The organism is Halomonas caseinilytica, assembly GCF_001662285.1.
Classification (GTDB): Bacteria; Pseudomonadota; Gammaproteobacteria; order Pseudomonadales; family Halomonadaceae; genus Halomonas; species Halomonas caseinilytica.
This window is the reverse complement of the sequence record NZ_BDEO01000001.1, coordinates 148,235-172,464: the sequence shown is the minus strand read 5'-3', so window position 1 is coordinate 172,464 and position 24,230 is coordinate 148,235. Positions and strand designations below refer to the sequence as shown.

At 64.8% G+C, this 24,230-nt stretch carries 24 protein-coding genes; 19 read left to right on the top strand and 5 right to left on the bottom strand.

Annotated elements, in window-relative coordinates:
* Positions 1-12 precede the first annotated feature (12 nt).
* Together HSDC_RS00735 and HSDC_RS00730 are read right to left on the bottom strand one after the other, a co-directional pair.
* The gene (locus HSDC_RS00735; RefSeq protein ID WP_064698015.1) at positions 13-390 is read right to left on the bottom strand and encodes a YciI family protein; all 378 of its coding nucleotides are present in this window, start codon (positions 388-390) and stop codon (positions 13-15) included.
* Between the two features lie 111 nt (positions 391-501).
* Positions 502-1,401, bottom strand: a complete 900-nt coding sequence (locus HSDC_RS00730; protein ID WP_064698014.1) for a LysR substrate-binding domain-containing protein — start codon at positions 1,399-1,401, stop codon at positions 502-504.
* A gap of 279 nt (positions 1,402-1,680) precedes the next feature.
* Between HSDC_RS00730 and HSDC_RS00725 the strand changes: the two genes are divergently transcribed.
* Positions 1,681-1,932 carry a YjiS-like domain-containing protein gene (locus HSDC_RS00725; RefSeq protein ID WP_170862749.1) on the top strand — a complete coding sequence of 84 codons (252 nt, stop codon included), beginning with the start codon at positions 1,681-1,683 and terminating at the stop codon, positions 1,930-1,932.
* Positions 1,933-1,993: 61 nt separating this feature from the next.
* Here the strand turns inward: HSDC_RS00725 and HSDC_RS00720 are convergent, their stop codons facing one another.
* On the bottom strand, positions 1,994-2,992 hold the full coding sequence (locus HSDC_RS00720; RefSeq protein WP_064698012.1) for a LacI family DNA-binding transcriptional regulator: 999 nt from the start codon (positions 2,990-2,992) through the stop codon (positions 1,994-1,996).
* 230 nt (positions 2,993-3,222) lie between these two features.
* Here HSDC_RS00720 and HSDC_RS00715 point away from each other — a divergent pair, with 230 nt between their 5' ends.
* The 3 genes from HSDC_RS00715 to HSDC_RS00705 are packed head-to-tail and all read left to right on the top strand — an operon-like array spanning position 3,223 to position 6,755.
* Positions 3,223-4,413 carry a Gfo/Idh/MocA family protein gene (locus HSDC_RS00715; RefSeq protein ID WP_064698011.1) on the top strand — a complete coding sequence of 397 codons (1,191 nt, stop codon included), beginning with the start codon at positions 3,223-3,225 and terminating at the stop codon, positions 4,411-4,413.
* On the top strand, positions 4,410-5,489 hold the full coding sequence (locus HSDC_RS00710) for a sugar phosphate isomerase/epimerase family protein (protein ID WP_064698010.1): 1,080 nt from the start codon (positions 4,410-4,412) through the stop codon (positions 5,487-5,489). The genes HSDC_RS00715 and HSDC_RS00710 overlap by 4 nt, the downstream gene beginning before the upstream one ends.
* A 33-nt stretch (positions 5,490-5,522) precedes the next feature.
* Positions 5,523-6,755 carry a nucleoside permease gene (locus tag HSDC_RS00705; protein ID WP_064698009.1) on the top strand — a complete coding sequence of 411 codons (1,233 nt, stop codon included), beginning with the start codon at positions 5,523-5,525 and terminating at the stop codon, positions 6,753-6,755.
* A gap of 51 nt (positions 6,756-6,806) precedes the next feature.
* Here HSDC_RS00705 and HSDC_RS00700 read toward each other — a convergent pair whose 3' ends face one another.
* Complete coding sequence (locus HSDC_RS00700) at positions 6,807-8,447, bottom strand: L,D-transpeptidase family protein (RefSeq protein ID WP_064698608.1); 1,641 nt, start codon at positions 8,445-8,447, stop codon at positions 6,807-6,809.
* A 171-nt stretch (positions 8,448-8,618) separates the two neighbouring features.
* On the opposite strand from HSDC_RS00700, the gene HSDC_RS00695 reads away from it, so the two are divergent.
* From HSDC_RS00695 to HSDC_RS00670, 7 genes are all read left to right on the top strand, one after another.
* The gene (locus HSDC_RS00695) at positions 8,619-9,347 is read left to right on the top strand and encodes a murein L,D-transpeptidase catalytic domain family protein (protein WP_064698008.1); all 729 of its coding nucleotides are present in this window, start codon (positions 8,619-8,621) and stop codon (positions 9,345-9,347) included.
* Between the two features lie 283 nt (positions 9,348-9,630).
* Positions 9,631-10,980 carry an MFS transporter gene (locus tag HSDC_RS00690; RefSeq protein ID WP_064698007.1) on the top strand — a complete coding sequence of 450 codons (1,350 nt, stop codon included), beginning with the start codon at positions 9,631-9,633 and terminating at the stop codon, positions 10,978-10,980.
* A 312-nt stretch (positions 10,981-11,292) separates the two neighbouring features.
* On the top strand, positions 11,293-11,766 hold the full coding sequence (locus tag HSDC_RS00685; RefSeq protein ID WP_064698006.1) for a peroxiredoxin: 474 nt from the start codon (positions 11,293-11,295) through the stop codon (positions 11,764-11,766).
* Positions 11,767-11,818: 52 nt separating this feature from the next.
* Positions 11,819-12,247 (top strand): GFA family protein, encoded by a 429-nt coding sequence (locus HSDC_RS00680; protein WP_064698005.1) that lies wholly within the window; start codon positions 11,819-11,821, stop codon positions 12,245-12,247.
* Between the two features lie 131 nt (positions 12,248-12,378).
* Complete coding sequence (locus HSDC_RS16300; RefSeq protein WP_082919901.1) at positions 12,379-12,588, top strand: VOC family protein; 210 nt, start codon at positions 12,379-12,381, stop codon at positions 12,586-12,588.
* A 6-nt stretch (positions 12,589-12,594) separates the two neighbouring features.
* On the top strand, positions 12,595-12,771 hold the full coding sequence (locus tag HSDC_RS17065) for a VOC family protein (RefSeq protein ID WP_170862748.1): 177 nt from the start codon (positions 12,595-12,597) through the stop codon (positions 12,769-12,771).
* Between the two features lie 81 nt (positions 12,772-12,852).
* Complete coding sequence (locus HSDC_RS00670) at positions 12,853-13,266, top strand: GNAT family N-acetyltransferase (RefSeq protein WP_064698004.1); 414 nt, start codon at positions 12,853-12,855, stop codon at positions 13,264-13,266.
* A 62-nt stretch (positions 13,267-13,328) separates the two neighbouring features.
* Here the strand turns inward: HSDC_RS00670 and HSDC_RS00665 are convergent, their stop codons facing one another.
* Positions 13,329-15,470 (bottom strand): PhoX family protein, encoded by a 2,142-nt coding sequence (locus HSDC_RS00665; RefSeq protein ID WP_064698003.1) that lies wholly within the window; start codon positions 15,468-15,470, stop codon positions 13,329-13,331.
* A 267-nt stretch (positions 15,471-15,737) separates the two neighbouring features.
* Between HSDC_RS00665 and HSDC_RS16815 the strand changes: the two genes are divergently transcribed.
* Genes HSDC_RS16815 through gspI form a run of 8 tightly spaced genes read left to right on the top strand, consistent with a single transcriptional unit; the run spans position 15,738 to position 24,221 of the window.
* Positions 15,738-17,498 (top strand): bifunctional UDP-sugar hydrolase/5'-nucleotidase, encoded by a 1,761-nt coding sequence (locus HSDC_RS16815; RefSeq protein WP_170862747.1) that lies wholly within the window; start codon positions 15,738-15,740, stop codon positions 17,496-17,498.
* Positions 17,495-17,971 (top strand): type II secretion system protein N, encoded by a 477-nt coding sequence (locus HSDC_RS16810; RefSeq protein WP_064698002.1) that lies wholly within the window; start codon positions 17,495-17,497, stop codon positions 17,969-17,971. Before HSDC_RS16815 ends, HSDC_RS16810 begins: the two co-directional genes overlap by 4 nt.
* 20 nt (positions 17,972-17,991) lie before the next feature.
* Positions 17,992-20,079 carry a type II secretion system secretin GspD gene (gene gspD / locus HSDC_RS00650; RefSeq protein WP_064698001.1) on the top strand — a complete coding sequence of 696 codons (2,088 nt, stop codon included), beginning with the start codon at positions 17,992-17,994 and terminating at the stop codon, positions 20,077-20,079.
* Positions 20,076-21,560, top strand: a complete 1,485-nt coding sequence (locus HSDC_RS00645) for a GspE/PulE family protein (protein WP_064698000.1) — start codon at positions 20,076-20,078, stop codon at positions 21,558-21,560. Before gspD ends, HSDC_RS00645 begins: the two co-directional genes overlap by 4 nt.
* Positions 21,561-21,608: 48 nt before the next feature.
* The gene (gene gspF / locus HSDC_RS00640; RefSeq protein WP_064697999.1) at positions 21,609-22,811 is read left to right on the top strand and encodes a type II secretion system inner membrane protein GspF; all 1,203 of its coding nucleotides are present in this window, start codon (positions 21,609-21,611) and stop codon (positions 22,809-22,811) included.
* Positions 22,812-22,847: 36 nt separating this feature from the next.
* Positions 22,848-23,291, top strand: a complete 444-nt coding sequence (gene gspG / locus HSDC_RS00635; protein ID WP_064697998.1) for a type II secretion system major pseudopilin GspG — start codon at positions 22,848-22,850, stop codon at positions 23,289-23,291.
* A gap of 20 nt (positions 23,292-23,311) precedes the next feature.
* A complete protein-coding gene (locus HSDC_RS00630; protein WP_137055153.1) occupies positions 23,312-23,857 on the top strand; it encodes a prepilin-type N-terminal cleavage/methylation domain-containing protein in 546 nt (181 codons plus the stop codon).
* A complete protein-coding gene (gene gspI / locus HSDC_RS00625; protein WP_064697996.1) occupies positions 23,850-24,221 on the top strand; it encodes a type II secretion system minor pseudopilin GspI in 372 nt (123 codons plus the stop codon). Before HSDC_RS00630 ends, gspI begins: the two co-directional genes overlap by 8 nt.
* Positions 24,222-24,230: the final 9 nt, after the last annotated feature.

Genomic DNA, 24,230 nt, shown 5'->3' with positions numbered 1-24,230 from the left:
GTCATACCCTCCTCATCCACGCTTGCCGGCTGCCACGGGCCGTGCCGGCACATCCAGCTGGCGTACCGGCCGCACCTCGATGCTGCCCACCCGCGCCGCCGGAATCCCGGCCGCGATGGTCAGCGCCTCGTTCAGGTCCCGAGCCTCCACCATGTAGAAGCCTGCCAGTTGCTCCTTGGTCTCAGCGAAGGGGCCATCGGTCACGGTCGTCTTGCCGGTGCGCACACGCACGGTCGTCGCGGTCTGTACCGGAGCCAGCGCCTCGCCGGCAATCAGGCGCCCGCTTTCCTGAACGCTCTCGGCATAGGCCAGGCATTCCTCGTCCCTTGGACTCTCCGGCAAGCTGTGCAGGAGTTCCTCATCGCTGTAGACCAGACACAGATATTTCATGCTGTTCTCTCCATTCTTGATGGTCGTCCAGCCTTGAGTCGTCTGGCGGGGCCAGGAATCGACATATGGCACCACGCACTGCAGGCAACCTGCTCACCCTGGCTTACGTCGCTACCGCATGCCCCGGAACGTCTCGATCACATGGCCGGCCAGTACCTCCGTGGCTTCCCCCGACAGGCCCGAACGCAGCAACAGCACGTGATAATCGCCCAGCGGCGGAAGTCCCGACTCATCTCCCAGAATGCTCAAGGGCGCCCGGACCAGGCTGCGCGGCAGCGGGGCCACGGCCAGATCCGCCAGCAGTGCCGCCTCCTGTCCTGCGCAGTTCTCGCTGATATAGGCGATGCGATACGCCAGGCCGCTTTCATCCAGCGCCGACAAGGCCATACGTCGCCAGGCACAGCCATGATTGGCCATCGCCAGCGGCAGCGGCGAGCGCTCCAGCGCCACGCCGCCTTCTCGCCCCACCCAGACCAGAGGCTCGGTATGCACGACCTCGCCGCGATCGGCGGGAAATCCCTCGTTTCCCGCCGTGGCCAGCACCAGATCGAGCTCGCCCTTATCCAGGCGCTCCAGCAGATCGATGCTGCGGCCCACCATGACATCCACCTGCACGGCAGGATGCGAACGCGCGAACTGCGACAGCACCCGGGGAAGGATGCGTGACCCCACATCATCGGGGGTGCCGAAGCGCACCGTGCCTTCCAGGGAGGGCGTCAGAAACTGCGTCACCGCTTCCTCGTTGAGTCGCAGCAGGCGGCGGCTGTATCCCAGCAGCATCTCCCCCTCGGGCGTCAACCGCACCTGACGCGCCTCGCGTACGAACAAGGACTGACCCAGCGTCTCCTCGAGACGCTTGATCTGCATGCTGAGCGCGGATGGCGTACGGAAGACCTGATTGGCCGCCCGCGTGAAGCTGCCGCTCTCGGCGATGGCGACGAAGGAACGCAGCACGTCAGTATCGAGCAGTGGCAAGGCCGTGGGATGCGAGGGAGCGGAAGCGGTGTTCATGGCATATCACCTTTCAGAATTTCTGAATCGTGAATGTAGACCTTTTCGCTGGATTGAACAAACACTCCGCACCATCCTGAGCACCGAGGTCGCGACCCTGGAGTCTTTCCATCGACCCTGCCCCTGCGGGGCACACGAACGAGAGGTGCTGTCATGAACGCTTACAACACACCGCGTCCCACATCGCAATGCCGTGGCACAGGTCATGAATCCGGCGTCGCGGACACGAGACAGGTCAGGAGCGGCGTCCGGTCACGCAACCAGTTCCCGGCGTTGTACATGCCGGCCATGCCCCCGCTGGGGCTGATCGATAGCCTGGAGCGCTGGATCGTCGCGCGAGTGCGTCAATGGCAGCGCCGTCGGCATTTCCGACGCCAGGCCGTCAATTTACTGGCCTACGACGACCGGATACTGGCCGATCTCGGCCTCGACCGCGGCGAGATCGAGCGAGCCTCGCGCCAGTCGCTCGATGAAGATGTCCGTCAGGCATTGAGCGGTCGCCGGGCACGCCACCCCACCGACTCGGCATGAAGAGAAAGGAGCGCGCGGGTTCGGCCGCCTCCGTCGATCCCGCGTCATCACATGCCCCGCGTCAAGCACTCGGCCCGGTGCTCTCCCGCACCACCAGCTCGAAGGGCATGATGCAGTGCTGGTCTGCGGCCTCGTCCCGCTCATCGATGACATCGAGCAGCAAGGAGACGGCCACACGGCCGAAATCCTCGGCCGGCTGGGCAATGGTCGTCAGGGAAGGATCGCAGAAGGATGCAAAGGCGATATCGTCGAACCCCGCCACCGAGATGTCCTCGGGCACCCGCAGTCCCGCCTCCCTGATGCGCCGCAAGGCGCCCATGGCCATTTCGTCGTTCTCGCAAAAGATCGCCGTGGGCGGCTCGGATTGCGACAACAGATCACCGGCCGCCCGATGCCCCGAACGCAACGTGAAATCACCCGGGCACCACAGGCTCTCGTCCGGCGCCAGACCGGCAGCCGCCAGGGCATCCTGAAAGCCCAGCAGACGATCCCGGGTCAAGGGGCTGTTACGCGGCCCCTTGATCATGCCGATGCGACGATGCCCCAGACTCAGCAGATGCTCGGTCACCGCTCGCGCGGCGGCTCGGTTGTCGAGCTTGACGGTAGGACACGGCGCCTCATCCAGCACTTCGCAGGCATTCACCATCGGGGGCCGTGCCTCGGCGCTCGATGCACCGAAGGGGTCGTAGGCCCGCAATTGGATGAGGCCATCGGCCTGGCGAGTCGACACCATGCCCGCGTAGGCCCGCTCGGCGCGCTCGTCACCGAGGGTGTTGCACAGCAGAATACCGTAACCGCGACGCTGTGCCGCTTCCTGGATACCGCCGATCACCCGGGCAAAGAAGGTATTGGCAATGGTCGGCACCAGCACCACCAGATTGCGGGTTCGCTGCGACCGGAACTGCACTGCCATGAGGTTCGGTCGATAGCCGGCCTGCTCGACGGCGGCCAGCACCCTGTCGCGCGTTCCCGGCGACACGATGTCGGGCGTCTTCAAGGTACGCGACACCGTTGCCACCGACACACCGGCCAGCTCGGCCACCTTGCGTATGTTGGTCATGCCTGGCTAGAAACCTCCTCGATCACGTCTTACTCCTCGGTGTCGCCATGCGGGCCAGTCTACTGCATCGTCGCCACGAGCTCATCGTTGCCTCCAGTCTCTTCCCTGCGACCTAGGTCTCATTGATTCCGCACGGCTCGCCGACTAGCTTTCAACGAAATGTAACCGGTTACATCAAAGCATCAACCGGGTCGACACACAATCTCAGGCAGCAATCCTGCGGAGGACGAATGGCAACAACGAAACGGCGCGTGCGAATGGGCATGATCGGTGGTGGCGAAGGCGCCTTCATCGGCCGAGTGCATCGCCTGGCCGCCGCCCTGGACGGCGAGCTGGATCTGGTCTGCGCGAGCTTCAGTCGCGACCCCGACAACAACGCGCGTACCGGTGAGGCCTGCGGACTAGCGCCACGACGCCTCTATCCCGACTGGCAGGCCCTGATCGACGGCGAGCGGCAGCTCCCGGAAGACGAACGCATGGACGTGTTGGTCGTGGTCACGCCCAATCACCTGCACGTCCCCATCAGCCAGGCCGCGCTCGAGGCAGGGTTCCATGTCTTCTGCGAGAAGCCCGCCGCCACCACCTTGGCAGAAGCGCGCCAGCTCGCCGCCACGCTCGATGCCGGCGACCGTCTCTACGGCCTCGCCCATACCTATCTCGGCTATCCCATGGTCTGGCAGGCTCGCCGCCTGGTGCGCGATGGCGAGCTTGGCGGCCTGCGCAAGATCCACGTCGAATATCCTCAGGGCTGGCTGGGCACCAACCTCGAAGGCACCGGCAACAAGCAGGCCGGGTGGCGTACCGACCCGGACATCGCAGGCGCCAGCGGCTGCATGGCCGACATCGGCACTCATGCCTTCGGTCTCGCCGAGTTCATATCGGGACACCGAGTCAGCGAACTCTGCGCCTCCCTCGGCATCCACGGTGAGCAGCGACGCCTGGACGATGACGGCGACGCCCTGTTCCGCACCGCAGAGGGCGCCAGCGGCACCCTGATGGCCAGCCAGGTCTGCACCGGCGAGGAGAATGCCCTGAAGATCCGCCTGTATGGCGATCGCGGTGCGCTGGAATGGCAGCAGATGGACCCCAACACCCTGGTGCAGCGGCGCCTTGACGAACCCATGCGCGTGCTGCGCGCGGGCATCGACCAGCCCGGTCTGGCCCCGGAAGCCCTCGAGCGTCTGCGCCTGCCCGGCGGGCACCCGGAAGGTTATCTGGAGGCCCTGGCCAACCTCTATCGCGATTTCGCCGACGCCATCCGGCGCGGCGAGCGTGGAGCGGCCAAGGGCGTGCCCGGCATGGCCGAGGGCCTGCGCGGCATGGCCTTCATCGACGCCCTACTGAGAAGCCAGGCCAGCACCGCCAAGTGGACATCGCTCGACAATGCCTCTCGCCGGGATGACACGGAGACCGCGACATGACGAATACGCTCGCCCATGGCATCAAGGGGCCGGCCCTCTTTCTCGCCCAGTTTCTCGATGATCGGCCGCCTTTCGACGATCTCGACTCGATCACGCGCTGGGCCGCCTCGCTGGGATATCGCGGCGTACAGATGCCGACGGTGGACCCGCGCCTGATCGATCTCGAACTCGCCGCCGACAGCCAGGATTACTGCGATGAACTGACCGGCCGCTGCGCCGAGGCCGGCGTGGCAATCAGCGAGCTTTCCACCCATCTGCAAGGGCAACTGGTGGCGGTGCATCCTGCCTTCGACGAGCTCTTCGACGGCTTCGCCCCCGCTCACCTGCAAGGCCGACCCGAGGCACGGCGCCAATGGGCAGAGGAACAGCTCAAGCTTGCGGCTCGTGCCAGTCGCCGCCTGGGACTGAACGCGCACGGCACCTTCTCCGGCGCGTTGCTATGGCCCTACGTCTATCCCTGGCCGCAACGACCGGCAGGGCTGGTCGAGGAAGGCTTCGCCGAACTGGCCCGTCGCTGGCGACCGATCCTCGATGCCTTCGACGCGCAAGGCGTCGATCTGTGCTTCGAGATTCATCCTGGCGAGGATCTGCACGACGGTGCCACCTTCGAGCGCTTCCTGGACGCCGTGGACCATCATCCCCGGGCAAAGATTCTCTTCGATCCCAGCCACATGGTACTGCAGCAACTCGACTACCTGGGCTTCATCGACCGCTACCACGAGCGTATCGGCATGTTCCACGTCAAGGACGCGGAGTTCACGCCTGATGCCCGCAGCGGGGTCTATGGCGGATATCAAGGATGGGTCGATCGCCCCGGTCGCTTCCGCTCGCTGGGCGATGGCCAGGTCGACTTCAAGAGCATCTTCTCGCGGCTCACTCAGTACGGTTTCGACGGCTGGGCGGTACTCGAGTGGGAATGCTGCCTCAAGGACGCCGCCCAGGGCGCCGCCGAGGGTGCTCCCTTCATCGCCCGACACTTGATCCAGCGCACCGACAAGGCCTTCGACGACTTTACCGGCACCGGTTCGGATCCTCAGCGCAACCGGCGTCTGCTGGGGCTCGGCGACACGAACTGATACCCACCACCACACAACAACCGGGGGTTCACCATGCTAAGCACGCGGCTCAGCATCATGATGTTTCTGCAGTTCTTCATATGGGGCGGCTGGTTCGTCACGCTGGGCACCTTTCTCGCCCAGACGCTGGACGCGACCGGAGGCCAGATCGGCATGGCCTTCTCGACCCAGTCATGGGGCGCCATCATCGCGCCCTTCATCATCGGCCTGATCGCCGATCGCTACTTCAACGCCGAGCGCATCCTCGCCCTGCTGCACCTGGCCGGGGCCGCCTTGATGTTCGGCCTGTATCGCTCCCAGGACTTTGCGTCCTTCTATCCGCTGGTCCTGGTCTACATGATTCTCTACATGCCGACCCTGGCACTGGTGAACTCGGTCTCCTTCCGTCAAATGCGCGACCCGTCGCGCGAATTCGCCAAGATCCGGGTCTGGGGCACCATCGGCTGGATTCTGGCCGGTCTGGCGATCAGCTACCTGTTCTCCTGGGATGGTGCCGAGGCCATCGCCGATGGCGCCCTGCGCAACACCTTCCTGATGTGTGCCATCGCCTCGCTGGTACTGGGCATCTACTGCTTTACCCTGCCGGCCACGCCCCCCAAGGCAGAGACCCGCAAAGGCGGCCTGAAGGAAATGCTCGGTCTCGATGCCCTGCAGCTGCTCAAGGACCGCAACTACGCGATCTTCTTTGTCGCCTCGGTACTGATCTGCATTCCGCTGGCCTTCTACTATCAGAACGCCAATCCCTTCCTGGCGGAAATCGGCGTGGCCAATCCCACCGGCAAGATGACCCTGGGCCAGATCTCGGAAGTCCTGTTCATGCTGCTGTTGCCGATATTCATCCATCGCTTCGGCATCAAGATCACCCTGATCGTCGGCATGCTGGCCTGGGCGGTAAGGTATGCCCTCTTCGCCTTCGGCGATGCCGGCGCAGGGGTCTACATGTTGCTGATCGGCATTGCCTTGCACGGCGTCTGCTACGATTTCTTCTTCGTCTCGGGACAGATCTACACCGATGCCCGTGCCGGGGAGCGCTTCCAGAGCTCTGCCCAGGGCATGATCACCCTGGCCACCTACGGGGTCGGCATGCTGATCGGCTTCTGGGTCGCCGGCCTGGTCACCGACCACTACGTCACTGCCGGTGGTCACGACTGGCAGGGCATCTGGCTGTTCCCCGCCCTCTTCGCCCTCGCCGTCCTGCTGCTCTTCCTGTTGGCCTTCAAGGACAAGGACGCCGCCAGCACGAAGGCCGAGGCAAGCCACACCTGAACATGTCCGGTCAGTTCGTCGGCACCATACCGGCGAGCTGACCGGCATCCGTCACAACGTCACCGGTCGATCCAGCGCCTCGATCAAGGCATCGTCACGATCGTAGATGTCCGGCCGGAAGGACAGTTCACCATCGGGCTCGGGTTGCACGGTCCAGTAGTGCAGCACCACCGGCACATGATGTTCCAGCAGCACGTTGCGTGTCTTGCCGTCGGCAATCAGGCGACGGACATCGAACGAGGTGCCGGTATCGTCGAACAGCAACTGCGCCAGTTCGAGTACGTCTTCCACGCGAATGCAACCGGAACTGAGCGCCCGCTGTGAGCGACTGAAGAGCCCACGCGATGGCGTATCGTGCAGGTAGACCATGTGGTCGTTGGGGAAACGCACCACCAGTTGCCCGAGGGGATTGCTCGGCCCGGCCTTCTGACGCAGCATCACTCCGCCGGGGTTCGACCAGTCGATGCTCTCGGGATCCAGTTCCTTCCCTGAAGGGCTCAGCACCGAAAGGTTCTTGGTCGCCAGATAGCCGAGATCGCGACGTACCTTGGGCAATACATCCTCGCGCATGATGGTCGGTGGCACCGTCCAGGTCGGATTGATGGTCAGATGGGTGATTTCGGAGCGCAACGACGGCGTTCGCCGATAGGGTTGCCCCACCACGATCCTGGCCCGCCAGGTATCGCCGTTGGGACGAAAATAACGCAGGTCATAGCCGGCGATATCGACCAGCACGAAAGATTCCGGCAGCCCGTGAAGCAACCATCGAGCACGCTCCATGTTGGCGCGAATCTGATCGATGCGTTGGTCGACGCTCATGTTCAAGGCCTTGAGCGTACGCGGCCCCACCACGCCATCGTCGGCCAGCAGGTGGTGACGTTGAAAGCGTCGCACGGCCTCGACCAGAGCCTCGTCATAGACCTCCGGTTCGGGAGCCTGCAACTCGATGGCCGGATAATATCCTTCGTCGGCGGCCCACAGCTGATCATTGCCGATCGCCGCCAGACGCTCGCGCAATGCAGCCACCTCCGTGCCCGTGTCACCTGGGCGCAGCGGGTCCTCGACGTTCATCAATGCTGGCCAGCCGCCCTGACGCTCGATCTCCCGATAATGGGCCAGACCCTCGCGCAACTGCTCATAGGGTTCATAGGGCGGGCGCGCCAGGTCGATCGCCGCAGGCACGTCGCCTTCGTCCAGCTCCCGCGAAATGGCAGCCAGATCGAGAGAAGGCGGCTCGATGGTCAGGTCCCAGTCGTCATTGATGCGCTGCGGGTCGACCTTGCCACGCTGCAGGTGCGTCAGGGCGGCCAGCAGGGTACGGCTGGCCTGCAGCTCGAAGCGAGCTCGCACATCGTCGTCGGCGCCTTCCCTGAGCGCCGCTCTGGACGCCGCCCGCAGCTCGTCAGGGCGATAGTCACTCGGCGAAAGGCCATCGGCATCCAGCGTCTTCAGCGACTCGACCAGGGCGTCCACGATCTCGGCATCCCGCCAGATGGGACGATCACCACGCACCGCATAGAGATTGCGCAGTCGAGAGGAGGCCTCGGCCAGTTGTTCCTCCAGTGCCTGGTCGCCCTGCGGTGCCCCCGGGGCATCCGACTGGGCCATGGCAGGCCCCGCCAGTGCCAGCCAGATCCCCAGACACCAAGCGGTGCGCTGGCAGCGTGTATACCGAATCTCGGTAGCGAACATGACGTGACCTCCCTGCGAATCGTCGACAAAATTGGCCATCCAGGCCAGTATCGTCATAATAATGCCAGATGGCGCACGATGGAAAAGCGCCACGGGAAATACGAACTGGACTCCGAACGATCACAATGGATCGATACCGGTCCTGAATATCATTCGACGGGAACTCGCAGGATGCTACATTGCAAGCTCCGCCGTTTGGTCGGCTTATTCCTGACCGGCGCCTTGACGTTGCTCGCCTCTCCGCTCCAGGCAGGGGATTTCATGGTTCGGGCCTTCACGCCCCAGCAACTCGACCAGCCTCCCCTGGCTCAACAGCTTGCCCGCATGGCCCCTCACGCCAACCCCGGCGTGCTCCATCTAGCGGCCCGGGCCCTGAACTGCGCCGATCCCGGCGCCGACCGCCTGGCGGTGATCGATTTCTCGCTGCCCTCCACCGAACCCAGGCTCTGGGTCTTCGACCTGCGCCGTGATCAGCTCATGTTTCGCGAACTGGTCTCACACGGGCAAGGCTCCGGCGACAACATGGCCACGGCCTTCTCCAATATTCCCGAGAGCCACCAGTCCAGCATAGGACTGTTTCGTACCCTCAACAGCTATGAGGGCCGCAATGGTTATTCCTTGCGCCTCAAGGGACTCGAGCCGGGGGTCAACGACCTGGCCTACGAGCGCGCCATCGTGATGCACGGCGCCGACTATGTCAGCGAGGAGTTCATCGAGAAGGTCGGCCGACTGGGCCGCAGTCACGGCTGCCCGGCGGTACGCGAAGAAGTCGCCGTACCGCTGATCAACAGCCTCAAGGATCATCAGTATCTGTTCACCTACTATCCCGATCGGGAGTGGCTCAGCCAATCCACCTACCTGCGCTGCCCCGGCGGCGACTCCCGCCTCGCCTTGCAGTGATGCCACAGCCCCGCCTTCCGGCACCACGGCGGGGCGCCGCCTCGCTTTCGCGCACCGCCATGTATCGCCACGTCTCTCTTCAGCGGCCTATTCCTGCCCCATCTTTCGCTATAGGTGACTGAATATAAACGCCATGTAAAATCATGGCAGGCCATGTGCTTGACCAGCTTCCAAGCAGCGGTGGACGTGGACCAGGCCCCTCGCGGTACGAGTGCGTCGAACCCGACCTTCAATGACGAAGGCCCGGCTCGTGTTGTTCGACCATCACTCGACGAGGCACTCCATGGAAATCCGCAACAAGGCCAACAGGATTCGCCTGTTCACCCTCAAGACGCCACAGATGCGCGCCTTCCACTTCTCGTGGTTCGCCTTCCACATCTGTTTTTTCGGCTGGTTCGGCATCGCCCCGCTGATGGCAGTGGTCCGCGATGACCTCGGCCTGACCAAGACCCAGATCGGCAATACCATCATCGCCTCGGTAGCCATCACCGTGATCGTGCGACTGGCCATCGGAGTGCTCTGCGACCGCATCGGCCCGCGCCGTGCCTACACCTGGCTGCTGTGCCTGGGGTCCCTGCCGGTGATGAGCATCGCGCTGGTCGACAGTTTCGAAGCCTTCTTCCTCGCCCGACTGGCCATCGGCGCCATCGGTGCCTCCTTCGTGATCACCCAGTACCACACATCGATCATGTTCGCCCCCAATGTGGTCGGCACCGCCAATGCCACCTCGGCAGGCTGGGGCAACCTGGGCGGCGGTACCACCCAGATCCTGATGCCGTTGATCTTCTCCGGCCTGCTGATGCTCGGCGTCAACGAGGCCCTGGGCTGGCGTCTGGCCATGGTGGTGCCCGGCGTGGTGCTGTTCCTCTGCGGTATCGCCTATTACGTTTTTACCCAGGATGCCCCCGACGGCAATTTCGACGAACTTCGCGCACGTGGCGAACTGCCGCCGGCCAGCGGGGATCATGGCATGGGCCGCAGTTTCGTCACTGCTGCCAAGGACATCCGCGTCTGGGCATTGTTCGTGGTCTACGCCGCCTGCTTCGGGGTCGAGCTGACCATCCACAACATCGCCGCCATCTATTACTTCGACAACTTCGACCTGACCCTGGCCACTGCCGGCCTGATCGCCGGGCTGTTCGGCCTGATGAACCTCTTCGCCCGCACCCTGGGCGGCGTCTTCTCCGACCTGTTCGCCCGCAACGGTGGCCTGAAGGGGCGGGTTCGCTGGCTGTTCATCGCCATGCTCTGCGAAGGCGTGGCCCTGATGTTCTTCTCGCAGATGCAGGTCCTGGCGCTGGCCATCGCCATCATGCTGGTGTTCAGCCTCTTCGTGCAGATGGCCGAGGGCGCCACCTTCGGCATCGTGCCCTTCGTCAACAAGAAGGCGCTGGGCGCCGTGGCCGGTATCGTCGGCGCGGGTGGCAACGCCGGGGCCGTGGCGGCCGGCTTCCTGTTTCGTTCAGAATCGCTCTCCTACCAGCAGGGGCTCTTCTATCTCGGCGTCGCCGTGGTGATTGCCGCCCTCTGTACTCTGGTGGTGCGCTTCTCCCCCGAGGTCGAGGCCGAAGAGACCGCCGCCTATCGCGACGCCGCCGGCAACAGCGGCTCCGGCGCCCTCTCGCTGCGCTGATAGCGCCCTTTCCGGATACGCCCTCGCTGCAGCAACGCACCGGGGGCGTTTTATGCTTTCCAGGCAACATATCGCTCGGGGCTGATCCGTCGACAAGCCTGCGAGGAGGCGCTGTAAATACCTCCCTGTACGCTACCGACGCCTTCCCTGGCGTCGGACCTCCTCTTCGGCTTGTCCCCGGCGCCCCTCGTCAAACCCAACGATAATATCCCCGCTCTCGTACGTTGCAGAGCCACTCATATACGCCCATGCTGGAACCTGCACAGTGCGACGGCATCTCGCCGTCTCCATCCAATGTGAAAGGAGCCTGAAATGACGATCGCCATCGGTGACCGCATTCCCGACATCACCCTCAAGACCAACGGCGAGCAAGGACCGGAGGACATCGCCACCGGCGAGCTGTTCGCCGGCAAGCGCGTGGTGCTGTTCGCGGTGCCGGGCGCCTTCACCCCCGGCTGCTCCAACACGCACATGCCGGGTTTCGTGGTCAACGCCGACAAGCTGCTCGACAAGGTGGATGTCGTGGCCTGCATGGCCGTCAACGACGCCTTCGTGATGGATGCCTGGCAGAAGGACCAGAACGCCGAGCGCATCACCATGCTGGCCGATGGCAACGCCGAGTTCGCCCGCGCCCTGGGCCTGGAGATGGATGCCAGCGCGGGCGGCATGGGCACGCGCAGCAAGCGCTTTGCCCTGATCGCCAATGACGGCGTGGTGGAATACCTCGGCGTCGACGCCAAGGGCGTGGAGCAGAGCAGTGCCGAAACGGTCCTGGCACAGCTCTGAGAGAACGTAGCAACATCATGATGGCCGACACTCGGCCACCAAGGAGATGACCATGAACGATGCCATGACCCTGCGCGGCAGTTGTCTGTGCGGCGCCGTGACGCTCTCCGTCGAGGCCGAGCGCCAGAATGTCGCCGCCTGCCATTGCCAGATGTGCCGCACCTGGGGCGGCGGCCCGTTGCTTGCCATGGAATCGGTCGGCCGTGCGACCCTCGAGGGCGAGGATCACGTCAGCATCTATGCCTCCTCGGACTGGGCGGAACGCGGTTTCTGCCGACACTGCGGCACTCACCTGTTCTACCGGCTCAAGACCGGCGAGCACTATGCCGTACCGGTAGGCCTGGTCGACACCGGAGAGGCCTGGACCTTCGACTCGCAGATCTTCATCGACGAGAAGCCTGGTTGGTACCACTTCGGCAACGCCACCCAGGATCTCACCGGCCAGCAGGTCTTCGAGGCCTTTCAGGCCGACCAGGAGTAAGGGGCTCGCCACCTCTCGAGCGGGGAATTCCCCGCTCGATCCCATCGAGCATTCACGGCTATCGGGAACCTCTACCCTGACCGAGCGACGCGCAGGAACACATCGCTTCCATTGAACCAAAGGAGATCGCCATGCACCTTCTGGTCAACATCGATGTGCCGGAACTGGGTCCCGCCGTCGACTTCTATCACGATGCCCTGGGCCTGACGCTCGACCGCTTCCTCGATGACGATGTCGCCGAACTGTCCGGGACCTCATCGAGGCTCTATCTGCTGCAGAATGCAGCCGATACTCCCTCCTCATCGCCAGGATCGATGCCCCGCCACTACAGGCGGCACTAGACACCGGTGCACCTCGACTGCGTGGTGGAAGATCTGGAGACTGCGGTACGGCGTGCGGAACGCGCCGGTGCCCGACGGGAGAGTGAATGTCGCGAGTGGCGCGGGTCACGCTGCATCAGCTTTTCCGACCCTTTCGGACATGGCTTCTGCCTGATCGAGTTTACCAAGGGTGCCTACATCTGAGACTTTTCCCATCGCCACCTCATGATCGGCACGCCAGAGCATGCGAGACTGTAGGCATCACATACCCGGCGACCCACGCTCATGACACCGAGAAAATACATCGAAGACGATGAACCTCGGGTAGCAGCCCTCTGGCGGGCCAGCTTTCCCGACTATACCGGCTACAATACGCCCGAAGCCGTGCTACGCGCCAAACGACTGGTGGATGACCACATCTATGTCATCGAGGATGATGGCGAGATCATTGCGACCTGCATGGCAGGCTACGATGGCCATCGTGGCTGGCTGTACTCCGTCGCGGTGGCAGATTCACGACAAGGAGAAGGCCTCGGCAGGCGCATGGTCGAGTTCGCCATCGAGCGATTGCGCGAACTCGGCTGCGTCAAGGTCAACCTGCAGATACGAGGTGGCAATGAGGAGGTAGCGGACTTCTACCGCCGCCTTGGCTTCGACACCGAGGACCGGATCAGCATGGGACTGATCCTCACCCCCTGACACAAAACCCCCCGACCTTTCCGGCCGGGGGGTGCGGTACATCGCAAGCGCATGCCAGGTCGTTACACCCCGATCTCGCCACCATCTTCCCGCTGAATGACGACCGTGGAGGCGCGAGGACGTACGCTGCCTTGCGTCTCGACGGTGGCATCCTCCGTGGAAGGCCAGTTCCCGGGGTGCTGAATGTTGATGAACATCGCCGTCTTGTCCGGTGTGAAGAAGATGCCCGTCACCTCGCAACCGTTGGGCCCCACAGCAAAGCGCTTGAGTTGCGCCTGGTCGCCACCACCGATCACGGCAGCATCACCCTCGGCCTGGTTGACGTTCTGCGGTACCACCGCCAGAACCTGGTCGTTGGTGTAATCCGCCACATTGTCGTAGCCGTTGTCCGTCTCGATCCACAATATCCCCTGGCCATCGCCGCGATCATCGTAGTGCAAGCCATCGGGGCTGGCGAACTGGTTGAGCTCGGTCAGGCCGGAGAAGTTGTCGGCATCGTTGACGGCAGCACCGAAAACGAACACGGCCCAGTTGAAACGGGTCGCGTCGCTGCCTTCACGCCAGCGAATCACCTGACCGCCGCTGTTGTCGGCACGCGGGTTGGGACCATTGGTCGGCGCCGTGCCATAGCCCACGCCCAGCTCGTCGATATCGCTTCCACCATTGGTATAGGTCGCGGCCGTGCCCTCGGCGGTCCGATCGGAGTTGTTGGTCAGCGTCATGTAGACATCGCCGGAAGCCGGATCCACGGCGCCCCACTCCGGTCGGTCCATGGGCGTGGCGCCCATCATGTCGGCGGCATCGCAGGTATGAATGATCACACCGGCCAGGTCATCCGCTGCCAGCCCCAGGGCCTGTGCCAGGGTACGACCGTCCTGCGTCTTCGCCTCCGGGGTCAACGGCAACCACTCGCCGGTACCATCGGCATTGAAGCGGGCCACGTAGAGGGTGCCCTTGTCCATGTACTTGGCACCGAGCGCCAGACGATCATAGTTGGCACCGGGCCGGTTGGCATCCGCCGGGTCCCAGACGGCATCCGAGACGAACTTGTAGATGTACTCGTTGCGCGAGTCGTGACCGGAATAGAAGACGACCGGTTCACCTTCTACCAGCTTGCCCGGCCAGCAGCCTTCGTGGCGGAAACGACCCAACGCGGTGCGCTTGACGGCACGCGCCCCGGTATAAGGATCGATCTCGACGATGTAGCCGAAGGTGCGCGGCTCATTGCGATAGTCGTCGGTGGCGGCATTTCCCCTCGGGGTGGCATTGAAGCGGGCGAACTCATCGTCCACTTCGCTCGCATCGCCGGCGGCGGTTTCCCAGCCGTAACGGCCGCGTCCCTCGGAAATGCCGATACGATTGTCATCCATTTCGCGACCGGCATCCTTGATGAAGTAACCCGGCCAGTTCTCCTCGCAGGTCAGATAAGTGCCCCAGGGCGTATAACCATTGGCACAGTTGTTGTTGGTGCCTCGGGTCCTGGTGCCATCAGGTGAATACTTGGTCTTGACGTAGTCGCTGCCGGCCACCGGACCGCTCAGTTCCATTTCGGTGGCACTGGTGAAGCGACGGTTATAAGAAGAGTTGGGGATGTGACGCCAGCGCCCCTCACCGTCTTTCTTCACCTCGACCACGGTGACACCGTGAGCATTGATCTCGGTGCGCACTTCATCGGCTGGGCGAGCCCCTTCCGCAGCATTGGTGGGGCCTCCCTGCGGCGCCCAGAGCGCGCCCTGGTCGATGTACTCATTGTTCATCGCCAGCAGGAAGTTACTGGAAGCATTGTTCTCATCGAGGGCGAAGTTGTGCATGCCATCGTGGTGCATGCCAACGCTATTGGCCTGAATCTGTGGGGTGAAGCTCAGGTCCTCGCGCCATGATGGAGCCTGGCTGTTCAGCGGCGTCCCCCAGGGAATCAGCACCTGAGCGGTGTAACCGGCCGGCACAACGACGGCATCCGTCAGGGAACCGCGAACGGCATCGAAGGCCAGCGACAACGGTGTTTTCCCGGAGCCAGGGGTCGAGGTGTCGCCATCGCTGGAATCGCAGCCGGCCAGACCGAATCCTCCCAGTACCGTCATGGCCGCCATGCCGAGTCCGCCCTGCATGACACGACGACGCGATACGTGCTTCTCGAGTACCGAGGAAAATGGCTCGTTATTGCTCGGGTTCAACAGGCGATGGTCTTCGATTTCCTTGCTCATCCAGGTCTCCTCCACGTCATTTTTTTGATGATTCCGCTTGCCATATTGCCTTGCTTTTCGACAACGGACATTTCACACGACCACGGAAGGTTGATGGCTATAGGTGACAAACAAATGACGAACAAATGGAAGAACCATCAAAGCTTTTCCAGGCCATCACATTTCATGCGAATGTAACAATAAAACCGCAAAGTGCCTGGATTAAAGTAAGAAATGGAAATTCCCGCCCGAGCGCCGTGGCGGAAAAGGCTCCGATTGAACGACATTATGACCGACTCTTCACAGGAACATCGCTCTCCTTCTCATCCATCGGCCCTTCAAGATGCCTCTCCTGCGACACTGAGTGACCATGGTCATTTTCGACGGCGCTTCCTGGGACTCGGCGGCGCTCTGGCCGCCTCGGGATTGAGCGGCTGTGCCACGGGGATCTCCCGATCCGGTGCCAGCGCTCCTCGCCACGGCCTACCGGACCAGAGTGGCCCTACCCTGTTGCTCTATGCCGATGTGCTCGATGCCCATCAACCGGAATACCCGGCCACGCCCGCGACCCGTCTGGGCCCCGCCGCGGCACTGGGGAAGGCACCATGGGCCACGGGGCGGAGTCTGGAGAGCTTGTCGGGTATCACCACCGATGCCACGCGCGCCTTGACCCGACCTGCCCTCGCACAACGGCCAGTCGGAGGCAGCAGCGCCCTGGCCGCCACGCTCTGGGACTTGCGTCGCCGCCTGCCGGCAGACAGCCTCCTGACGCTGGAAAACGGGCAATGCTGGAATGGCGGCGGCCTGGGTTACCTGACCCAGGGCGACTCGGGCGTGACCCTCAGCCAATGGCTGGATGCCGACGTGCGAGTCAGCAGCGACGAGCGCCACCTCTGGCCGGATCGCATCGCGGGTCTCTACCGCCGCTTTGCGCGACCGGTCGTCGGCTGCCTGGACGACGACCGCAACCCCGAAGGCCTGGTGACCGACTTCACGCTGTTCGAGCGCGGTGGCGCACGCTTGGCTGTGGTCGGCGCCAGCGACCCCCACGCCACGGATGAGCCTCGCAACCTGGATGACTGGTTCCACGCCATCCGGACCGCCAGCCAGTCGGCACGCGAACAGGCCGACCTGGTGATCATCCTGGCCGACACCGGCAGTGGCCCGGCCCGTTGGTTGGCCGAACGGCTCGATGCCGCCGACCTGATCGTCGCCGCTCGCGGCCAGGACTTCTGGCCGACCCTGGTCGAGGTGGAAAGACACGGCGGCGACACCGTGCCACTCTGCTTTCCCGGTAGCAGGGCAATGGGAGTCTTCCAAATCGCCTGCCATGCCCGACATGGCAGGTGGCATTTCGAATCCCGCTTCGTGCTCGCCGACCCGTCGCCACGCGATGCCGACGTCGCCGCCCAACTTGCCGAACAGCAGCACCAGTTACGCACCCTGCGTGCCCCTTACAGCGACTGGCTGGACCGCCCCCTGACCATCGCGCCCGACTGGTTATGGCGACGCGACACCACCGGCGGCAGTTGGGATGCCCTGATCGTCTCGGCACTGCGCGAAAGCGCCGGCGAGCAAGCCATCGCTCTGGCGCCGGGCCTGCGCCACGACCGCCGTGTGGCACCGGGCGAGGCCATCACCCGAGATCACCTGCTGACCCTGAGTGGCGGGCACCCCGGTGCCATCACCCGCCGAGATGCCGACAACGCCGCCTTGCACGGCCTGCTCGAACGCGCGGCCGATGCCTGCTTCGGCACCCCCATGCTGCTCGATACCAGCCAGGACCTGCCACGCCTGGCCGGCATCGGCTGGCGCTGTCGTTACAGCCGCGAGACCGGACAGCGCATCAAGCTGCAAGGTCGCGTCCAGGGCCCGGTCGTGACCTGGCTACCCGAGGCTTCGTCCCAGGCTGGCCCGCCACTCTGGCAATTACTGGAGGAATACTTGTCGAGCACCGGCCTTGCCAGCTTGCCACCGCGGCCCGGCGCCGAACTCAGTTTTGTCGAGGGCCATCCCGGCTGGCATCCCGAGCAACGCCCGACCTCATGAGCGACGCCAGCCGACAGGAGCGTTCCCGGCGCTGGCTCGGCCTGCTGAGCAACATGCTGCTGGCCTGGCTCACCGCACTGGTCATCGCCGACGTGGTCGCGCTGGGCCAGCCCGCGCCGGCCGCTCGGGACAACGAGACGCCGCTGTCCTCGTCAGCGCCACTGCCGATCGTCGCCTCGCGACTCTGGCAGGCGGACCATCGCCCTGCCAGCGGACTCGACGATACCCGACTGCCCCTGAGCCTCGTCGGCAGTTTCCGTACCACCCCGCTCGGCCACAGCCTGGTGGTGGTGGCCACGCCAGGCGGCCAGGTCGCCGTCCGCCCAGGCGACATCATCATGGAAGGGGTGAGGCTGGCGGGCATCGACGAACAAGGACTGATCCTCGACAACGACGGTCGTCGCGAACGCCTGCGCGCATCTGACGACAACGACGCCAAGACCACCGGCATTCGGCTGCTGAACGCGCCTTGATGCCCCATCCGGAGCTTTTCATGACCGTCACGACGCCCACTCGACACAGCCTGTTGCCCGCCCCGGCCATACGCCTGGCCCTGCTACTGTGCATGGCGTTGCCCTCGGCCTCCCTGCAGGCCCAGACTGACCCGGCTCCGGTCTATGGCGTCAGCTTCAAGGACGTCAGCATCGCCGAGTTTGCGGCCGGCGTCGGCGACATCACGGGCACCGATTTCGTCATCGATCCCCGGGTACGCGGCACCCTCTCGGTGGAAAGCCCCAGGCCGGTCACCGCCGAGGAACTCTACGGACTTTTCCAGGACACCCTGCAGAACCACGGCTACGCCACCGTCCGGCTGCCCGACAACCGCGTGCGCATCGTGCCGGAGCAGGTGGCACGCACCCAGCCCCTGCCGGTCGGCCTGGAAGATGCCCAGGGCAACGAGATCGCCACCGACGTCCTGCACACCGAAAACCTCGAGGCCGAGGAACTGGCCGGCATCCTCGAGCCGCTCATCGATGCCAACGTCGGCACCCTGACGCCCAACCCCGGCAGTCGCTCCGTCGTCGTGACCGACTGGAAGGCCAATCTCGGTCGCCTGAAACGGCTCACCGAACGCCTTGACGGTTACCGCCAGGCCGACACCGAGGTCTTCCCGATCGCCCATGCCAATGCCAAGCACCTGGTCCAGACACTCGATGACGTGCTGGACGATAGCGGCAACACGGCCACCGTGGTCGCCGATGCCCGCGCCAATGCCGTGGTGGCTTTCGGCACTCGCCGCCAACGCCGCCAGGTCGCGACGCTGATCGAACGCCTGGATAACCCCCAGGATCACGACACCACCACGGCGGTCATTCCCCTCAGCCATGCCGATGCCGCCGATGTCGCCGATGTCCTGGGCGATCTGGCCAGCAGCGCCAGCGGATCGCGGGCGATACCGCCCCGAAATGGGAGCACAGGGAGCGAAGCCGCCGACGCTACCGAAAGCCAGGCCGGGAGCCAGTCACTGCCGGCAACGCCATCGGGCAGCGGACTCGATGGCGTTGCCTTCGCCGTACACCCCTCCAGCAACGCCCTGGTCCTGAGTGGTCCGCCCAGCGCCCTCGAGGGCTATCGAGAACTCGTCTCGCGCCTCGACACGCGCCGCGCCCAGGTAGCGGTCGAAGCGATCATTGCCGAAATCACCGAAAGCCGCGCCAAGGAGCTCGGCGTGCAATGGCTGTTCGGCGATATCAGCGGCGAAGGCACTGTCCCGGCAGGTGGCGTCAACTTCGCGTCCGCCTCGTCCCCGGGCATCAACCAGATCGCCGCCGCGGCGGCCAGCCAGGACGCCTCAGCCCTGGGTTCCCTGCTCGGTAACCTCAACGGCATCACCACCGGCGTGGGGCAACTCTCCTCGGGCGGCATCAGTTTTGCGATGCTGCTCAATGCCCTGCGCAGCGATACCCAGACAAACCTGTTGTCGACACCTTCGCTGACGACCCTGGACAACGAGGAAGCCTCGATCCTGGTCGGCCAGGAAGTCCCCTTCGTCACCGGCTCCACCACCGTCGATAACACCAATCCCTTCCAGACCATTCAGCGCGAGGATGTCGGCGTCAAGCTGAACATCCGCCCCACCATCGGTGCCGACGGCAGCATTCGGCTGGCAATCGTCCAGGAAGTCTCCTCCATCGACGAAGGGGTCGAAGCCAGCGACGTGGTCACCAACAAGCGTGAGATCGAGACCACCGTGCTGACCCAGAACGGCGGCATCATCGTCCTGGGTGGCTTGATCAGCGACGAGAATGCCAATGCCGAACAGAAAGTGCCGCTGCTGGGCGACATTCCCGGCGTCGGCCGCCTCTTCCGTTACGACCGCGATACCCAGGACAAGCGCAACCTGATGGTCTTTATCCGCGCCCGCGTGCTGCGTGATGCCCCGCAGACCCAGCAGATGGCCCGCCAGCAGTACTCGAGAATGCGACAACACATGCTCAGGGCGAACCTGCCGAGCGATCAGGCCCTGCCGGAACTGCCCCCGGCCTCCACCACGCCGGTGTCAGGGTCCTCGACGTCCGGCAACAGCCTGCAGGCGCTGTATCCATCGGCGCGCAGCCGCCTGGGGAGCCTGGCGCAATGAACGCTCCGCAGACCGAGACCACCGCTCGTCTCATGCCGTATCGACTGGCCCAGCGCAGCGGCGTGGCCATCGACTGGCAGGCCGAGGGGTACCACCTGCTGGCCCGACTCGACGCCGACCCCTTGATTCTCCAGGAGCTGCGTCGCAGCCACGGCCCTCCGGCAGCGATCGAATGGCTCGACAGCGAGGCCTACACCGGCCGCCTGGGGCGTCTCTACGATGCCCAGCGCGAGACCAACAACCGCCTGATCGAGGGGCTCGCCGAACACGTCGACCTCGACGGCCTGATGCAGGAGTTGCCGCACACCGAAGACCTGATGGATGCCGAAAGCGAGGCCCCGGTAATCCGGCTGATCAATGGCATCTTTTCCGAGGCGCTGCGCCTGAGTGCCTCGGATATCCACGTCGAACCCTTCGAGCGCGAGCTGATCGTGCGCCTGAGGGTCGACGGCGCCATGCGCGAGATTCTCTCCCCACCACGTGTGCTGGCTCCGATGCTGATCTCGCGCATCAAGGTCATGGCCGGGCTCGACATCGCCGAAAAGCGCCAGCCCCAGGATGGCCGCATCACCGTGCGTGCCGCCGGACGCCCGGTGGACATTCGCGTCTCGACCCTGCCCGGCATTCACGGCGAGCGAGTCGTGATGCGCCTGCTCGACAAGCAGGCCGCCCAATTGTCGCTCGATGGCATCGGCATGCCGCCCGCGACCCTCGCCGCCTATCGCCGCGCACTGGCGCGGCCCAATGGCATCCTGCTCAACACCGGTCCCACCGGCTCGGGCAAGACCACCACCCTCTACGCCAGCCTGACCGCACTCAACGATCGCCGGCGCAACATTCTCACCGTCGAGGATCCGGTGGAGTACGCCCTGCCCGGCATTGGCCAGACGCCGGTCAACCCGCATGCCGGCGTCACCTTCGCCCGCGGGCTGCGCGCCATTTTGCGCCAGGATCCCGATGTCATCATGATCGGCGAGATCCGCGACCTGGAAACCGCCGCGACCGCTGTGCAATCGAGCCTGACGGGCCACCTCGTGCTCTCGACGCTGCACACCAACAGTGCCCTCGGCGCCATCGCCCGACTGCGCGACATGGGCATAGAGCCCTTCCTGCTGGCCACCAGCCTCAAGGGCGTCATGGCGCAACGCCTGGTCCGTCGACTGTGCCCCGACTGCCGCCGCTGGCGCTCCCCCACTGACGCCGAGTGCCGACAGTTCCAGGGGCTCGAAACCCTCGCCCGCCTTGCCGAACCGGGCGGCTGCGACGCCTGCGACCAGACCGGCTACCGAGGACGCCTGGGGCTCTACGAGTTCATCGCCATCGACGACACCCTGGCCGCCATGATCCACGACGGCGCCAGCGAAGCCGAGCTGGCCCGCCAGGCCTTCCAGCAGGCCGGATCGCTGGCCGATGCGGCCCTGGAACGCCTCACCGATGGCGACACCAGCCTCGAGGAGGTACTGCGTGCCATCCACCAATGACATCTTCACCACCGGAGCCTTCACCGCCGATCGGAGGAGCGCCCGCTGATGCCGACCTATCGCTACCTGGCGCTGGATGCCGAGGGACGCCGCCGGCGCGACGTCATCCAGGCCGAGAACGAGCCCCATGCCCGCGAGCTGCTTTCCGACAGGGGCCTGTTTGCCCGTCGCCTGCAAGAAGTGCGGGGGGCTCGACAACGCCGGCGAGGCCAGCGTCTCGATACCGAACGCCTGACGCTGCTGACGCGTCAGTTGGCCACCCTGATCGATGCCGGCATTCCTGTCGGCCAGGCCCTGGAGGCACTCGCCACTCAGGCCGACCGCGAAACGGCACGCGTGTTGCTGCTCTCGCTGGTCAACCGGATTCGCGAGGGGTACAGCCTGGCCGACAGCCTCAAGGCGCACCCGGCCAGCTTCGACCCGCTCTACGTGGCCCTGGTCGCCGCGGGAGAGCGCGCCGGCCAGTTGCCTCAGGTGCTCGAGCGCCTGGCGGATCATCTCGAACGCAGTCAGCGGCAACGCCAGAAGGCCAAGGGCGCGCTGATCTATCCGCTGGTTCTGATACTGGTCTCGGTCGGCGTGGTCAGCGGCCTGATGACCTATGTCGTACCGCGCCTCGCCGCCCAGTTCGAGCGCTCCGACATGACCCTGCCGTGGCTGACCAGCACCCTGATCGCCCTGGCCGACCTCATGCAGCGTGCCGGCCCCTGGCTGCTGGTCGTCCTGCTGATCGTCGGCCCGATCGTCGCCCGAGCCTTGCGCCGCCCCGCCATCCGCCTGAGCGTCGACCGCCGCCTGCTGAGGCTGCCGCGCCTGGGCGAGCTCCTGCTGCTGCTCGACAGCGCCCGCCTGACGCGCACCCTGGCGATTCTCACCCTGAGCGGCATCCCGCTGGTCGATGCCTTGCGGGTCAGCCGCGACACCCTGGCCAATGCCTGCCTGCGCCAGCATCTCGGCGAGGTCGAGGACGCCGTCACCAGCGGGATCAGCCTGCATCGCGCCCTGGCCGACACCGGACGCTTCTCCCCGACCCTACTGCACATGGTCGCCAGCGGCGAATCCAGCGGCCGCCTCGGCGAGATGCTGGAGCGCATCGCCACGACCCAGGAAAGCACCTTCTCGCGACGCATCGACATGGCGCTGGCACTCTTCGAGCCCCTGATCATTCTGGTCATGGGCGGCGTCGTTCTCACCATCGTCCTGGCCATCCTGCTGCCGATCATGAGTCTCAACAGCGCCATGGCGATCTAGTCAGACATCGTTCCACCACCCACCCGGAGGCATCCCATGACACCGTCACGCCATTCCCCCAACGCCCAGGCCGGCTTCACCCTGCTCGAGATCATGGTCGTGATCTTCATCCTCGGTCTGCTGGTCGCCATCGTCGCGCCCAATGTGCTCAGCAACCAGGACAAGGCCATGCAACAGAAAGCCAAGGCCGATATCGCCACCCTGGAACAGGCCCTCGACATGTACCGCCTCGACAACCACCGCTACCCCACAACCGACCAGGGGCTCCAGGCGCTGGTCGAGGCACCTCGCCAGGAACCGCTGCCGACCAACTACCGACAGGAAGGCTATGTGCGTCGACTGCCGGACGATCCCTGGGGCCATCCCTACGACTACCGCAGCCCCGGCGAACACGGCCGCTTCGATGTCTTCAGCCTGGGCGCCGACCGAAAGCCCGGGGGCGAAGGCAACGATGCCGATATCGGCAACTGGATGCTCTAAGCCCGAGGAGGACATCGCTCTTGAGTCCGGTTGCCATGCACCAGCGCCCGTCACGGCATTGCCAGGCCGGCGACCAGTCGGGCTTCAGCCTGCTGGAAGTGTTGATCGTGATGACGATCATTGCCGCGCTGACCGGGCTCAGCGTGGCCTGGCTGGAAGGCGGTAGCGAACCGAGCCTCGACAGCGCCCGGGAGCGGCTGCGCATCGACCTCGAACGGGCTGCCATCCAGGCCATGGAACAGCAACGAGCCATCGGCCTGCGGCCCAGCGACACGGGATACGCGTTCGTGACCCGCGAACCGGGCGACACCACCTGGGAGCGTCTCGAGACGCCGTCACTGCCGCCAAGACGCTGGCAGCTCGACATCGCCCTGCGGCGTCATCCCGTCTCTCCCATCTCTCCCGCGACCCCCTGGCTCATCTGGTGGCCGGATGGCGAGGTACTGGGCGGTCGCCTCGAGCTGAGCGCAGACGAGCGACACCGTCACCTGGTCATCGACCTGCTGGGGATACGCGACGCCACGGCGGGAGAGACGACGCACGCCACGGAGCGCGACAATGGCTGAGTCCCGCAACGCTGACGGCTTCACGCTGCTCGAGGTCATGGTGGCACTGTTCATCCTGGCGCTGATCGCCGCCATGGTCAGTCAGGGCGTGCATCAGCGAACCCGCACGGCTCAGCTGGAACGCGAGCGATTGCCGCTGGTGATGTGCGCCCGCGCCCTGAACAACGAGTTCCGTCTCGCCGGCTACTGGCCGAGCGTGGGTACCCATGAAGGACGGCGGCACTTGACCGGCAATGACTGCCATTGGCGCCTGGAAGTGGTCAGCACGCCGGTCAAGCAGTTGCGCCGCGGCACTCTGAGCGTGGCCAGCGAGCCCTTGCCGGCGCCGCACAGCCTCGACTTCACGGTGTTCCTGGCGCCATGAGCGTGAATC

Bases quoted from the DNA above. Each gene is read 5' to 3' on its own strand.
- HSDC_RS00700 (WP_064698608.1), bottom strand. From the start codon at position 8,447: ATGTTCGCTACCGAGATTCGGTATACACGCTGCCAGCGCACCGCTTGG.
- HSDC_RS00725 (WP_170862749.1), top strand. From the start codon at position 1,681: ATGCCGGCCATGCCCCCGCTGGGGCTGATCGATAGCCTGGAGCGCTGG.
- HSDC_RS16300 (WP_082919901.1), top strand. From the start codon at position 12,379: ATGCACCTTCTGGTCAACATCGATGTGCCGGAACTGGGTCCCGCCGTC.
- HSDC_RS00715 (WP_064698011.1), top strand. From the start codon at position 3,223: ATGGCAACAACGAAACGGCGCGTGCGAATGGGCATGATCGGTGGTGGC.
- HSDC_RS00665 (WP_064698003.1), bottom strand. From the start codon at position 15,470: ATGAGCAAGGAAATCGAAGACCATCGCCTGTTGAACCCGAGCAATAAC.
- HSDC_RS00670 (WP_064698004.1), top strand. From the start codon at position 12,853: ATGACACCGAGAAAATACATCGAAGACGATGAACCTCGGGTAGCAGCC.
- HSDC_RS00705 (WP_064698009.1), top strand. From the start codon at position 5,523: ATGCTAAGCACGCGGCTCAGCATCATGATGTTTCTGCAGTTCTTCATA.
- HSDC_RS16810 (WP_064698002.1), top strand. From the start codon at position 17,495: ATGAGCGACGCCAGCCGACAGGAGCGTTCCCGGCGCTGGCTCGGCCTG.
- HSDC_RS00720 (WP_064698012.1), bottom strand. From the start codon at position 2,992: ATGACCAACATACGCAAGGTGGCCGAGCTGGCCGGTGTGTCGGTGGCA.
- HSDC_RS00695 (WP_064698008.1), top strand. From the start codon at position 8,619: ATGCTACATTGCAAGCTCCGCCGTTTGGTCGGCTTATTCCTGACCGGC.
- HSDC_RS00680 (WP_064698005.1), top strand. From the start codon at position 11,819: ATGAACGATGCCATGACCCTGCGCGGCAGTTGTCTGTGCGGCGCCGTG.
- HSDC_RS00690 (WP_064698007.1), top strand. From the start codon at position 9,631: ATGGAAATCCGCAACAAGGCCAACAGGATTCGCCTGTTCACCCTCAAG.
- gspI (WP_064697996.1), top strand. From the start codon at position 23,850: ATGGCTGAGTCCCGCAACGCTGACGGCTTCACGCTGCTCGAGGTCATG.
- HSDC_RS00735 (WP_064698015.1), bottom strand. From the start codon at position 390: ATGAAATATCTGTGTCTGGTCTACAGCGATGAGGAACTCCTGCACAGC.
- HSDC_RS00730 (WP_064698014.1), bottom strand. From the start codon at position 1,401: ATGAACACCGCTTCCGCTCCCTCGCATCCCACGGCCTTGCCACTGCTC.
- gspF (WP_064697999.1), top strand. From the start codon at position 21,609: ATGCCGACCTATCGCTACCTGGCGCTGGATGCCGAGGGACGCCGCCGG.
- gspG (WP_064697998.1), top strand. From the start codon at position 22,848: ATGACACCGTCACGCCATTCCCCCAACGCCCAGGCCGGCTTCACCCTG.
- HSDC_RS00710 (WP_064698010.1), top strand. From the start codon at position 4,410: ATGACGAATACGCTCGCCCATGGCATCAAGGGGCCGGCCCTCTTTCTC.
- HSDC_RS00645 (WP_064698000.1), top strand. From the start codon at position 20,076: ATGAACGCTCCGCAGACCGAGACCACCGCTCGTCTCATGCCGTATCGA.
- HSDC_RS00685 (WP_064698006.1), top strand. From the start codon at position 11,293: ATGACGATCGCCATCGGTGACCGCATTCCCGACATCACCCTCAAGACC.
- gspD (WP_064698001.1), top strand. From the start codon at position 17,992: ATGACCGTCACGACGCCCACTCGACACAGCCTGTTGCCCGCCCCGGCC.
- HSDC_RS16815 (WP_170862747.1), top strand. From the start codon at position 15,738: ATGACCGACTCTTCACAGGAACATCGCTCTCCTTCTCATCCATCGGCC.